This is a genomic window from Neisseria sp. RH3002v2f (assembly GCF_014596375.1).
Taxonomy (GTDB): Bacteria; Pseudomonadota; Gammaproteobacteria; order Burkholderiales; family Neisseriaceae; genus Neisseria; species Neisseria cinerea.
Genome location: NZ_MAYZ01000023.1, coordinates 141,112 through 153,962 on the forward strand (window position 1 = coordinate 141,112; position 12,851 = coordinate 153,962).

The following is a 12,851-nucleotide window of genomic DNA, read 5'->3' on the forward strand; positions in this document are numbered from 1 at the left end:
GTAGAATGAAGTGTCTTTTCAGACGGCATAAGTTCCGCCGTCAGGACGCGGACTTCTACCCTTTGTTTATATTTTAAAGAAAAGAGCGCACGCCATGATGGATGAAAAACTCAATTTCTCTTATCTGTTTGGCTCGAATGCACCCTATATTGAGGAGTTGTACGAGAGTTTTTTGGAAAATCCCGATTCGGTGGATGAGAAATGGAAGCAGTATTTTACCGATTTGAGCAAGCAGCCCGGTGCAGCCGCTGTCGATGTTGCCCACATACCGATTCGTGAATCATTTGCCACTTTGGCTAAAAAGAAAATTGCCGCAGCCGTTGCGGGCGGTGTGGACGAGGCAATGATGAAAAAGCAAGTCAGCGTTCTGCGTCTGATTTCTGCCTATCGTATACAAGGCGTGGGTGCAGCCCAACTTGATCCGCTCAAACGTATCCCACCTCAAAATATCGAAGCTCTCGATCCTAAGTTCCATGGTTTGTCAGATGCCGATATGGCGGTTCAATTCAATATGGGCGAGGGCGATTTTTCCGGTCAGGGCAAACTGCCTCTTTCCAAAATCATCAGCAACCTCAAACAAACCTACTGCGGTCATATCGCGGTAGAGTACATCTACATCCCAAATACCGAAGAGCGCCGCTGGGTTCGCAATTATTTTGAAAGCGTGCTGTCTACGCCAAGCTACAACGTTGAACAAAAACGCCGTATCTTGAAAGAAATGACTGCTGCCGAAACTCTGGAGCGCTACCTGCATACCAAATATGTCGGTCAAAAACGCTTTGGTGTAGAAGGCGGCGAAAGTGCGATTGCCGGTTTGAACTACCTGATTCAAAACGCCGGTAAAGACGGTGTGGAAGAAGTCATCATCGGTATGGCACACCGTGGTCGTCTGAATGTTTTGGTTAACATTTTGGGCAAAAAACCCGGCGATTTGTTCGCTGAGTTTGAAGGCCGTGCCGAAATCAAATTGCCTAGCGGCGACGTAAAATACCACATGGGCTTCAGCTCCGACATCGCCACTCCGCATGGTCCGATGCACGTTTCTTTGGCATTTAACCCATCCCACTTGGAAATTGTTAACCCGGTAGTGGAAGGTTCTGCACGCGCCAAACAAAAACGTTTGGGCGAAAACGGACGCGATAAAGTCTTGCCGGTATTGATTCACGGTGACTCCGCATTTATTGGTTTGGGTGTTAACCAAGCAACATTCAACCTGTCTAAAACACGCGGTTATACCACCGGCGGTACGGTTCACATCGTGATCAACAATCAAATCGGCTTTACCACTTCTGATATCCGCGATACCCGTTCAACCGTACACTGTACCGATATCGCGAAAATGGTTTCCGCTCCGGTTATCCATGTGAACGGCGATGATCCTGAACGCGTTTGCTTTGCCATCCAAGCCGCTTTGGATTACCGCAAAAAATTCCATAAAGACATCGTGATCGACGTTGTCTGCTACCGTAAATGGGGCCACAACGAGGGCGATGATCCGACCTTGACCCAACCGATGATGTACAAAAAAGTATCGCAACACCCGGGTGCGCGTGCTTTGTACACCGAGCAACTGATTGCCGAAGGCGTGGTAACCCAAGCTGAGGCTGACGCTTACATCCAAGCCTACCGCGATGCTTTGGACAAAGGCGAACACGTTGAGCAAACAACGTTGAGCAACTTCCAACGTACACAAATCGATTGGAGCAAATACCAAGGCAAAGATTGGCGCGAACACATCGAAACCGGTTTGCCTGCCGCAGATATTGAGCGTCTTACCGAGAAATTTACCGCCGTGCCGGAAGGCTTTGCCCTGCATCCGACTGCGAAACGTGTGATTGAAGCGCGTAAAGCCATGGCATCTGGTAAACAAGCCATCGACTGGGGTATGGCCGAAACCTTGGCATACGCAAGCCTTGTAACCAAAGGTCATGGCGTACGTATCTCCGGTGAGGACTCCGGCCGCGGTACATTCTCACACCGTCATGCAGTATTGCACGATCAAAAACGCGAAAAATGGGACGACGGTACTTATGTTCCTCTGCGCCATATGGGCGAAGGCATGGGCGAGTTCCTGGTTATCGACTCCATTTTGAACGAAGAGGCCGTGATGGCGTTCGAGTACGGCTTTGCCTGCTCCGCTCCTGATAAGCTGACCATTTGGGAAGCTCAATTCGGTGACTTCGCCAACGGCGCGCAAGTGACTATTGACCAATTCCTGTCTTCAGGCGAAACCAAATGGGGTCGTTTGTGCGGTCTGACCACCATCCTGCCGCACGGTTACGACGGTCAAGGCCCTGAGCACTCTTCTGCACGCGTAGAACGTTGGCTGCAACTGTGTTCTGAGAACAATATGCAAGTCATCATGCCGTCTGAAGCGTCGCAAATGTTCCACCTCTTGCAACGTCAAGTCTTGGGTTCATACCGTAAACCGCTGGTGATTTTCATGTCCAAACGCCTGTTGCGCTTCAAAGGTGCAATGAGCCCGCTGGAAAACTTCACCGAAGGTTCGACTTTCCGTCCGGTTATCGGCGATACTGCCGAACGCGCAAGCAACGACAGCGTGAAACGTGTGGTATTGTGTGCCGGTCAGGTTTACTATGACTTGGAAGCCGGTCGTGTCGAGCGTAAACTGGAAGATGATGTTGCGATTGTTCGCGTTGAGCAGCTGTATCCGTTCCCATACGAAGAGGTTAAAGCTGAACTGGCGAAATATCCGAATGCAAAATCTGTGGTTTGGGCGCAAGAAGAGCCGAAAAACCAAGGCGCGTTCTACCAAATCCGCCACCGCATCGAAGACGTTATCAGCGAAGAGCAAAAACTGTCTTATGCCGGTCGTCCAAGCAGTGCATCGCCTGCAGTGGGTTACTCAAGCAAACACATTGCTCAATTGAAACAATTGGTTGAAGACGCTTTGGCGTTATAAACCAAGTAGCATTCCGTCTGAGGCTGATCAGGCGGAATGCCCATATGCAGAATTAAAAACACACAACAGGCCGTCTGAAAGGGCCATTGGAGACACAAAATGATTATTGATGTAAAAGTACCTATGCTGTCTGAAAGCGTATCTGAAGGCACGCTCTTGGAATGGAAGAAAAAAGTTGGTGAAGCAGTTGCCCGTGACGAAATCCTGATCGATATCGAAACTGACAAAGTGGTTTTGGAAGTCCCTTCTCCACAAGCCGGCGTATTGGTTGAAATCGTAGCGCAAGACGGTGAAACCGTTGTTGCCGACCAAGTTTTGGCTCGTATCGATACAGCTGCTACTGCCGCTGCTGAAGCACCTGCAGCCGCTCCTGCAGAAGCAGCCCCGGCTGCCGCTCCTGCTGCTGCACAAAACAACGCCGCTATGCCTGCCGCTGCGAAACTGGCTGCCGAGACCGGTGTTGACGTGAACGCATTGCAAGGTTCCGGCCGTGACGGTCGCGTATTGAAAGAAGACGTACAAAATGCCGCTGCCAAACCTGCCGTAGCCGCTGCTCCTGCTGTTGCACTTCCTGCCGGCGCACGTCCTGAAGAACGCGTACCAATGAGCCGCCTGCGTGCCCGTGTTGCAGAACGCCTCTTGGCTTCTCAACAAGAAAACGCCATTCTGACTACATTCAACGAAGTCAACATGAAACCAATCATGGACTTGCGTGCGAAGTACAAAGAAAAATTCGAGAAAGAACACGGCGTGAAATTGGGCTTTATGTCCTTCTTCGTTAAAGCCGCTGTTGCCGCCCTGAAAAAATACCCGGTTGTGAATGCTTCTGTTGACGGCAAAGACATCGTTTACCACGGCTACTTCGACATCGGTATCGCAATTGGCAGCCCACGCGGTTTGGTTGTGCCAATCCTGCGCGATGCCGACCAAATGAGCATTGCCGACATCGAACAAGCAATTGTTGATTACGCGAAAAAAGCCAAAGACGGCAAAATCGCTATCGAAGATCTGACCGGCGGTACATTCAGTATTACCAACGGCGGTACCTTCGGTTCTATGATGTCTACTCCAATCATCAACCCGCCTCAATCTGCAATTTTGGGTATGCACGCCACTAAAGAGCGCGCTGTGGTTGAAAACGGCCAAGTTGTTGTCCGTCCAATGATGTATCTGGCTCTGTCTTACGACCACCGGATCATCGACGGCCGCGAAGCTGTATTGACCTTGGTAGCCATTAAAGACGCGTTGGAAGACCCAGCCCGCCTGTTGTTGGATCTGTAATCGTTTCAGACGGCCTTTTATTTGTTAATGAAAAGGCCGTCTGAATTTTTATTTAGATGTAGCGTAATGTAGTATCGTGCTACAATAGGCTCAACGAACGATTGAGGCCGTCTGAAACATTTGATTTGAATGAATCGACAGATATGGACTTTCAGACGGCCTTTTCTTAAAACCATCAAAACGCAGTCATTCAAAATAAAAAAGAAACAAAAAGTATCGTTTTTATTTTGAGATACTGCAAAAGCAAAGGATGACACAATGTCTCAATATGATGTAGTAGTGATTGGTGCAGGCCCGGGCGGATACGTTGCCGCTATCCGTGCCGCGCAACTGGGTTTCAAAACCGCTTGCGTTGACGCAGGCGTTAACAAAGCAGGCAATGCCCCTGCATTGGGCGGTACTTGCTTGAACGTAGGTTGTATCCCTTCTAAAGCCCTGTTGCAATCCAGCGAACATTTCCACGCTGCGCAACACGAATTTGCCGAACACGGTATCACTGTCGGCGACGTAAAATTCGACGCGGCCAAAATGATTGAGCGCAAAGATGCCATCGTGACCAAACTGACCGGCGGCGTGAAATTCCTGTTCCAAAAAAACAAAGTAACCAGCCTGTTCGGTACGGCTTCCTTTGCCGGTAAAAATGGCGATGCTTACCAAATCGAAGTCGATAACAAAGGCGAGAAAACCGTTATCGAAGCCAAACACGTCATCGTAGCGACCGGTTCCGTACCGCGTCCGCTGCCACAAGTCGCTATCGACAACGTGAACGTATTGGACAACGAAGGCGCATTGAACCTGACCGAAGTGCCTGCCAAACTCGGCGTGATCGGTTCAGGCGTGATTGGTTTAGAAATGGGTTCCGTATGGAACCGCGTGGGTGCAGAAGTTACCATTCTTGAAGCTGCGCCGACCTTCCTGGCTGCCGCCGACCAACAAATCGCCAAAGAAGCCTTCAAATACTTCACCAAAGAGCAAGGCTTGAGCATTGAATTGGGCGTGAAAATCGGCGACATCAAATCTGAAGGCAAAGGCGTTTCCGTTGCTTACGAAACTGCTGCCGGCGAAGCCAAAACCGAAGTATTCGACAAACTGATTGTTGCCATCGGCCGTATTCCAAACACCAAAGGCCTGAACGCCGAAGCCGTAGGCTTAGAAAAAGACGAACGCGGCTTTATCAAAGTAGATGGCGAATGCCGTACCAACCTGCCTAACGTATGGGCAATCGGCGACGTGGTTCGCGGCCCGATGTTGGCACACAAAGCCAGCGACGAAGGCGTTGCCGTTGCCGAGCGCATTGCCGGTCAAAAACCGCATATCGACTTCAACAACGTACCGTTTGTTATTTACACCGATCCTGAAATCGCTTGGGTGGGTAAAACCGAAGAGCAGCTCAAAGCCGAAGGCGTGGAGTACAAAAAAGGTACTTCAGGTTTCGGTGCAAACGGTCGCGCATTGGCAATGGGCAAAGCCAAGGGTACGGTTAAAGTGTTGGCAGATGCCAAAACCGACCGCATCTTGGGCGTACATATGATTGGCCCGGTTGTCAGCGAATTGGTTACCGAAGGCGTGACTGCGCTCGAATTCTTCGCCAGCAGCGAAGACATCGCCCGCATTATCTATGCCCACCCAACCTTGTCCGAAGTGGTTCACGAAGCTGCATTGGCGGCCGACAAACGCGCTTTGCATGGCTAATCAGGTCAAGTAAAGCATAAAAGGTCGTCTGAAAAAGTTTCAGACGACCTTTTCGGAAAGATGAATATTCGGAAAATATTTTTGATTTAAATTAGACTTTTGATAGATTCTATTCTTTGGTATAAATTATTGTTGTATTTGAAGTGAAATTTCATAGGTTAATTTTTATTGATGAAAGATATTTATGGCATATATTAATATACTCGCGGGAAGTTTTCAGTCTTGTAAAGCTAGATTTGATAAAAATTTCATTACAATACCTAAAATAGGAAAAATTGCGCTACTCGATATTCAATCTTATGAAGTGACAGATGGTGATGTTATCGAAATCAAGCTGTTCGATGGTAGGAAAATGCTCATTGAAAAAAGCGATTCTTTTTTGAAGACTATTAAAACAGCTTTATATGATGAACCAGAGAATGATGAAGAAAGAACAAAACTTTACCATCAACGTAAAATTGAAGATAAAATTAAGACCGAAAGAAAGAAAAAAATTAAAGTAATAGGTGTTGGAGTTTTTGTATTATTTGTTGTTGCTATGTGTTCAATCCCGAAAAAAGAATTAACACCGGAAGAGCAGGCAGAAATAGCTAAAGTTAGGGCTGAAAAAAATGCCGAAGAAGCAAGAAAAGATAAAGAACGAGAAGAATTTGAGAAACATCAAAAAATTACAGTGATATCACAATCTTTGGTGCGTAATAGTTTAAAAGACCCCGATTCGGCTGAATTTAAGAATCAAGATGGACAGTGTGGGGAAGTAAATTCTAAAAATGGTTTTGGTGGTTATACTGGATTTACTCGGTACATTGTTGTAAATGAGAATTTAATTGCTCTTGAAGGGGAGAATATGAAAAGTAGTGAATTCTCAAAAATTTGGAATAAAGTCTGTGTTAAAAAATAGTATTCTAATCTACTATATGATTTGATTTTTTAAGATTAAATTCACAGACAGCATTTAATTATGAATAAAGAAGTAATCGGTATCCTGTTTATACCGATGGGCATCATCAGCATGTGTATGGCCGCATTGTGGCAGATGTATGTGATGATGACCGAAACTTATACGCTCAACCGTTTCAAAGATAAAGAATTGGTTTGGCGCGTGGCATTGTTGTTTATCAGTTTCAGCCTTGCCGTTTACCTGCTCTGCCCGAATTCGCGTAAAAAAGGCATCGTCTTTTTTATTCTCGGAGTAGGCGGCGCGGTTATGTATTTGTTGGCGCGGATGTGGCTGCCTTTCAGTAAACAATAGTGCCGTCTGAAAATATAGGATTGTCCGCAGGGCGATTCCTAAAACCCACTCACCTTAAGGAGAAATCCATGAATCTACACGAGTATCAGGCTAAAGAACTGCTGGCTAGCTACGGTTTGCCCGTACAAGGCGGTATTTTGGCGCACAACGGCGAAGAAGCCGCTGCAGCTTACGACAAATTGGGCGGCAAATTCGCTGTTGTCAAAGCACAAGTACATGCCGGCGGCCGCGGTAAAGCGGGCGGCGTAAAAGTCGTTAAAAGCCGCGAAGAAGCCAAAGAAGTGGCTGAAAGCCTGATTGGCACCAACTTGGTAACTTACCAAACCGATGCCAACGGTCAACCTGTCAACAGCGTTTTGGTTTGCGAAGACATGTATCCTGTTCAAACCGAGCTGTACTTGGGCGCAGTGGTTGACCGTTCTACCCGCCGCGTTACATTCATGGCTTCTACCGAAGGCGGCGTGGAAATCGAAAAAGTTGCTGCCGAAACTCCAGAAAAAATCTTCAAAGTAACCGTTGATCCGCTGGTCGGTCTGCAACCTTGCCAAGCTCGCGAAGTTGCCTTCCAACTGGGCTTGAGAGACAAACAAATCAACGAGTTTGTCAAACTGATGACTGGCGCGTACAAAGCGTTTATCGAAAACGACTTCGCCCTGTTTGAAGTAAACCCACTGGCAGTTCGCGAAAACGGCGCGCTCGCCTGCGTGGATGGCAAAATCGGCATCGACAGCAACGCGCTCTACCGCCTGCCAAAAATCGCTGAATTGCGCGACAAATCTCAAGAAAACGAACGTGAGCTGAAAGCTTCCGAATTCGACCTGAACTATGTTGCCCTGGAAGGCAATATCGGCTGTATGGTTAACGGTGCCGGTTTGGCGATGGCTACTATGGACATCATCAAACTCAAAGGCGGCCAACCTGCCAACTTCTTGGACGTTGGCGGTGGCGCAACCAAAGACCGCGTGGTTGAAGCGTTCAAACTGATTTTGGAAGACAAATCCGTTAAAGGCGTATTGATCAACATCTTCGGCGGTATCGTACGTTGCGACATGATTGCGGAAGCCATCGTGGCAGCCGTTAAAGAAATCAACGTCAACGTTCCTGTCGTTGTTCGTTTGGAAGGTAACAACGCCGAACTCGGCGCGAAAATCCTGAACGAATCAGGTCTGAAACTGACTTCTGCAGACGGCCTGAATGACGCAGCCGAAAAAATTGTTGCAGCCGTAAACGCCTAAGGAGAAAAGAATGAGCGTATTGATTAATAAAGACACCAAAGTATTGGTTCAAGGTTTCACCGGTAAAAACGGTACTTTCCACTCCGAACAAGCTCTGGCTTATGGCACTAAAGTTGTCGGCGGCGTTACCCCGGGCAAAGGCGGTCAAACCCACCTGAACCTGCCTGTATTCAACACCATGAAAGAAGCCGTTAAAGAAACTGGCGCGGATGCATCTGTAATTTACGTTCCCGCTCCGTTTGTTTTGGACTCTATCGTTGAAGCAGTTGATTCAGGCGTAGGCTTGGTCGTTGTGATTACCGAAGGCGTGCCTACTTTGGACATGCTCAAAGCCAAACGTTACTTGGAAACCAACGGCAACGGTACCCGCTTGGTCGGCCCTAACTGCCCGGGCGTGATTACTCCGGGTGAGTGCAAAATCGGTATTATGCCGGGCCACATCCACACTCCGGGCCGCATCGGTATTATTTCCCGTTCCGGTACATTGACTTACGAAGCCGTGGCACAAACCACCAAACTGGGCTTGGGTCAATCAACCTGTATCGGTATCGGTGGCGACCCGATTCCGGGTATGAACCAAATCGACGCACTGAAACTTTTCCAAGAAGACCCGGATACCGACGCCATCATCATGATCGGTGAAATCGGCGGTACTGCGGAAGAAGAAGCAGCCGAATACATCCAATCCAACGTAACCAAACCTGTTGTAGGTTACATTGCTGGTGTTACCGCTCCTAAAGGCAAACGCATGGGCCACGCCGGTGCGATTATCTCCGGCGGTAAAGGTACTGCCGAGGAAAAATTCGCCGCTTTCGAAAAAGCCGGTATCGCTTACACCCGCAGCCCTGCCGAGTTGGGCACTACCATGCTGGAAGTGTTGAAAGCAAAAGGTTTGGTGTAAATCAATCATCTGATTGATTAAAGATTAAATGCCGTCTGAAACCGGAAATCTGGTTTTAGGCGGCATTTGGTTTATCTTGATTCAGCATATGTTTAATAGGTTTGAGCGGCATAAAGTTTCAAGCGGGTCGTTACCGAAATATAAGGTACGGCATGGTAAGGCGGCTTGGAGAGGCAGGTTACGTCTTGCTTTTCATTGCTGTTTGGAAGGGAGGAAAATATCAAAATTTCCCATATCGTTAACAATTTTAAATTTTTATATATTTAAACTCATAAAGATATAAAGTATCGTTTGAATTATGTTGTATTTTTTTAAATTGTGTTGTATTTTTTAAATTAGTGGGTAAATTACATTTTATTTCAAATTAGAACTGAATATTAAGAGAGGACACACTATGCTGCATACTGCTCCAGATACGCCAGAACTCCCGCAAGGCCGGCCGAAATTTTATCACAGCCTGTATTTCCAAGTTATCGTTGCCATCATTATCGGTATTATACTTGGCAATTTCTTTCCTCATTTCGGGGAAAGCTTGAAGCCTTTAGGGGAAGCGTTCATCAAGCTGGTCAAGATGATTATTGCACCGGTTATTTTCCTGACCGTTGTTACCGGTATTGCCGGTATGAATGATATGAAGTCGGTTGGTCGCGTTGCGGGTAAAGCAATGCTTTATTTCCTTACCTTTTCGACTCTTGCATTGGTTATTGGCCTGATAGTCGCCAATATTGTCCAACCTGGGGCAGGACTCAATATTGACCCCGCTACATTGCATTCCGAAAAGGTTTCGGAATATGTTGAGAAAGCACATGACAGCACCTTGGTTGGTTTTTTGATGAATATTATTCCGACTACGGTGGTCAGCCCCCTGACGGAAGGTAATATTCTGCAAGTCTTATTCGTTTCCGTCTTATTCGGTATTTCTCTTGCTTCCGTAGGCGAGAAAGCGCGTCCTATCACTGACTTGCTTCTGGCGGCAACAACCCCGATGTTCAAAGTGGTTTCTATATTGATGAAGGCCGCACCGTTGGGGGCATTAGGTGCTATGGCGTTCACCGTTGGGAAATATGGTCTGCATTCCATCAGTAATCTGATTCTTTTGGTGGCCACTTTCTATCTAACATCATTATTGTTTGTCGTTTTTGTCCTTGGTGCGGTGGCACGTTACAACGGGTTCTCCATCTTAAAAATGATCCGTTATATTAAAGAAGAAATGTGGCTGGTACTGGGAACTTCCTCTTCAGAAGCCGCACTGCCGACATTGATGCAAAAAATGGAAGCAGCAGGTTGTAAGAAGTCTGTGGTCGGTCTCGTTATCCCTACAGGATATTCCTTTAACCTTGACGGTACCAATATTTATATGACCATGGCCGCATTGTTTATTGCACAGGCCACCAATACCGATTTGACTATCACTCAACAGATTACTTTGTTGTTGGTGGCAATGCTCAGTTCAAAAGGTGCGGCAGGTGTAACCGGTGCAGGTTTTATTACCTTGGCGGCAACACTGTCTGTTGTCCCCAGCTTGCCGGTAGAAGGAATGGCGCTGATTTTGGGTATCGACCGCTTTATGTCCGAATGTAGGGCGCTGACCAACCTGGTGGGTAATGCTTGTGCTACCATTGTGGTTGCCCGTTGGGAGAAATCCTTAGACAAGGATAAACTTGATGATGCTATGAATGGAAAACTGACCGTTCATACTGACGCCTCGCATTAAACCGTCAAATATAAACTAAGCAAATAAAACTGCACTCCGGTTTCCGAAGTGCAGTTTTATATTGGCCAATCAACCCTGTTATTCAGGCATGTCCGGTTGAACCGTTTAAACATCGGCGTATGATTTTACGATAGGTAAGGATCGGATATATTAGACAATCTTATACCGATATAGATCAGCGAGTTTTAGGGTGAAAAAGAATGTGCCGCCGGCAATGAAGTTTCTGCGATAACGCGCCATAGGATTTTTGTTTGTGGTTTGGGTGTTGGAGAAGGAATGGTTTGTTGTTTAAGGTTTTAACTTTGTTAAATTTGACGCTTTCAGACGACCTTTGAGGTCGTCTGAAAGCGCTAGCTTCAACGAAGTTAAAAGTTGAAATGGCAAACCGTCAATCAAGCAACCGCATGCGTGCGTACTGCACACACCCTACGTGTTGGTTTTGAGGTTCCCTTTTATAGGTAGGGTGTGTGGCGAAGGCCACGCATGCGGTTGGTTGGATATGCAGGCTACAGCTTGCTCGGTTTAATTGTATGTATTACGATTTTTGTACAATCCATTCAGTGATACTTTTTCTTAGAGGAACTCTTCCAAATTTTTTCATCTGTTGACTACTATTTCCTTTCTGCTGTTTGATACAGAATATTTTGGAAACCTTAAATCCTAAATTTTCTGCAATTTCAGATGATAAAAAATCAATAGGAATTACCTCTCCTCCATATCTTACATTATCATTAACAAAATATACTTTTGCCCCATTTTTACATACTCTGAATATTTCTGAATATAAAATAGCTAGTTCAAAAATATAGTTTTTAACCATTGATATAATATTATTGTTATTTAAGTCATTATTATTTTTTCTTGAATTTAAAGCTTCAATAATTTCACTATAAGCTTTATTAGATAGTAAAATTGATTTTACAAATTCATATCTATCTAGTGCTCCTATGTCTTTATATATATTATGTAAATCATTCTCTTTTGATTTATTTTCAACAGTACATGTTAATAAGTTTTGCCTTAGATTTTTAATTTCGGAATTATTTAAACCTAAGTAAACTAATTCAAGGGCATAACTCCTTGTGTAATCATATCTATTACAATATGGCGGGGAGGTGATTACACCATCTAATGAATTTTCCATGAATTTAGGAAGTTCAAATAACACATTCTTTCGTAAAAACAGAATATTACCATATTTGTTATCAGATTTCTGATGGTTATATATATCATCTATTTTTTTTAAAAATTCTATTTTAATTCTTTCAAAAGCAGAGGGTAATTCTCCTTTGTCTAATTTTGTTTTTAATTGCTCTTTCCCTTTTTTTATGCGTAATGCATTTTGGTTTTTAACTTTTGTTGATCGGTAATCCCATCGTAAATATTGTCCATCTTTTTTTGTATAGCTTATATCTTCTAGTGAGTTAACAATACATAATTGTAATAAACTGTTAGATAGTTCAGAATATTTATTTTCCGAAATCCATTTATTTATAAATGCCAATTCTATATTAGTTTTTCTAGGGTAAGCTCCATCTGTGATTGGAATGTATTCTAAGTAATTTTTGAAGTTGTAAGGTATCCTTAAACTTTCTAACTCGTATAATATTGCTTTTAATTCTGTAATATTGAAATTTTTTATGTTTGATTTTACTTTAATTGCTAATTCTGAAGTAGGTAAAATATCAAATCCTACAGAATTAATTCCTTTTGTCTGGCAGACAAAATTTGTTGTACCTGAACCTGCAAAAGGATCAAGAATTACAGCATTATTTTGCAATTCCATTTTTTCTAAGCAAAAATCAACTAATTGCTCAGAAAATCCTTCTTTATATTTAAGCCAGTTATGCACC

General features: G+C 45.0%; 9 protein-coding genes. 8 read left to right on the forward strand and 1 reads right to left on the reverse strand.

Annotated features, from left to right (window positions below):
- The first annotated feature begins 94 nt into the window (after positions 1 to 94).
- From BBW69_RS07955 to BBW69_RS07990, 8 genes are all read left to right on the forward strand, one after another.
- On the forward strand, positions 95 to 2,923 hold the full coding sequence (locus BBW69_RS07955) for a 2-oxoglutarate dehydrogenase E1 component (protein ID WP_188210971.1): 2,829 nt from the start codon (positions 95 to 97) through the stop codon (positions 2,921 to 2,923).
- Between the two features lie 99 nt (positions 2,924 to 3,022).
- The gene (gene odhB, locus BBW69_RS07960) at positions 3,023 to 4,204 is read left to right on the forward strand and encodes a 2-oxoglutarate dehydrogenase complex dihydrolipoyllysine-residue succinyltransferase (protein ID WP_188210972.1); all 1,182 of its coding nucleotides are present in this window, start codon (positions 3,023 to 3,025) and stop codon (positions 4,202 to 4,204) included.
- Between the two features lie 258 nt (positions 4,205 to 4,462).
- The gene (gene lpdA / locus BBW69_RS07965; protein WP_188210973.1) at positions 4,463 to 5,896 is read left to right on the forward strand and encodes a dihydrolipoyl dehydrogenase; all 1,434 of its coding nucleotides are present in this window, start codon (positions 4,463 to 4,465) and stop codon (positions 5,894 to 5,896) included.
- A gap of 184 nt (positions 5,897 to 6,080) precedes the next feature.
- Entirely contained in the window at positions 6,081 to 6,797 is a 717-nt protein-coding gene (locus BBW69_RS07970; protein WP_188210974.1) for a hypothetical protein, read from the forward strand.
- A gap of 60 nt (positions 6,798 to 6,857) precedes the next feature.
- On the forward strand, positions 6,858 to 7,148 hold the full coding sequence (locus BBW69_RS07975) for a hypothetical protein (protein ID WP_188210975.1): 291 nt from the start codon (positions 6,858 to 6,860) through the stop codon (positions 7,146 to 7,148).
- A 20-nt stretch (positions 7,149 to 7,168) separates the two neighbouring features.
- A complete protein-coding gene (sucC, locus tag BBW69_RS07980; RefSeq protein WP_305080172.1) occupies positions 7,169 to 8,383 on the forward strand; it encodes an ADP-forming succinate--CoA ligase subunit beta in 1,215 nt (404 codons plus the stop codon).
- 10 nt (positions 8,384 to 8,393) lie between these two features.
- Positions 8,394 to 9,284 (forward strand): succinate--CoA ligase subunit alpha, encoded by an 891-nt coding sequence (sucD, locus tag BBW69_RS07985; protein WP_003675100.1) that lies wholly within the window; start codon positions 8,394 to 8,396, stop codon positions 9,282 to 9,284.
- A gap of 394 nt (positions 9,285 to 9,678) precedes the next feature.
- Entirely contained in the window at positions 9,679 to 10,998 is a 1,320-nt protein-coding gene (locus tag BBW69_RS07990) for a dicarboxylate/amino acid:cation symporter (RefSeq protein WP_188210977.1), read from the forward strand.
- Between the two features lie 535 nt (positions 10,999 to 11,533).
- Here BBW69_RS07990 and BBW69_RS07995 read toward each other — a convergent pair.
- Positions 11,534 to 12,851: DNA methyltransferase (locus BBW69_RS07995; protein WP_188210978.1), on the reverse strand; the 1,318-nt coding region annotated here is incomplete at its 5' end.

What these genes read in the sequence shown, in the direction of transcription:
- BBW69_RS07955 (WP_188210971.1), top strand. Translation starts at nt 95, where the DNA reads ATGATGGATGAAAAACTCAATTTCTCTTATCTGTTTGGCTCGAATGCA.
- lpdA (WP_188210973.1), top strand. Translation starts at nt 4,463, where the DNA reads ATGTCTCAATATGATGTAGTAGTGATTGGTGCAGGCCCGGGCGGATAC.
- BBW69_RS07990 (WP_188210977.1), top strand. Translation starts at nt 9,679, where the DNA reads ATGCTGCATACTGCTCCAGATACGCCAGAACTCCCGCAAGGCCGGCCG.
- sucD (WP_003675100.1), top strand. Translation starts at nt 8,394, where the DNA reads ATGAGCGTATTGATTAATAAAGACACCAAAGTATTGGTTCAAGGTTTC.
- BBW69_RS07975 (WP_188210975.1), top strand. Translation starts at nt 6,858, where the DNA reads ATGAATAAAGAAGTAATCGGTATCCTGTTTATACCGATGGGCATCATC.
- odhB (WP_188210972.1), top strand. Translation starts at nt 3,023, where the DNA reads ATGATTATTGATGTAAAAGTACCTATGCTGTCTGAAAGCGTATCTGAA.
- BBW69_RS07970 (WP_188210974.1), top strand. Translation starts at nt 6,081, where the DNA reads ATGGCATATATTAATATACTCGCGGGAAGTTTTCAGTCTTGTAAAGCT.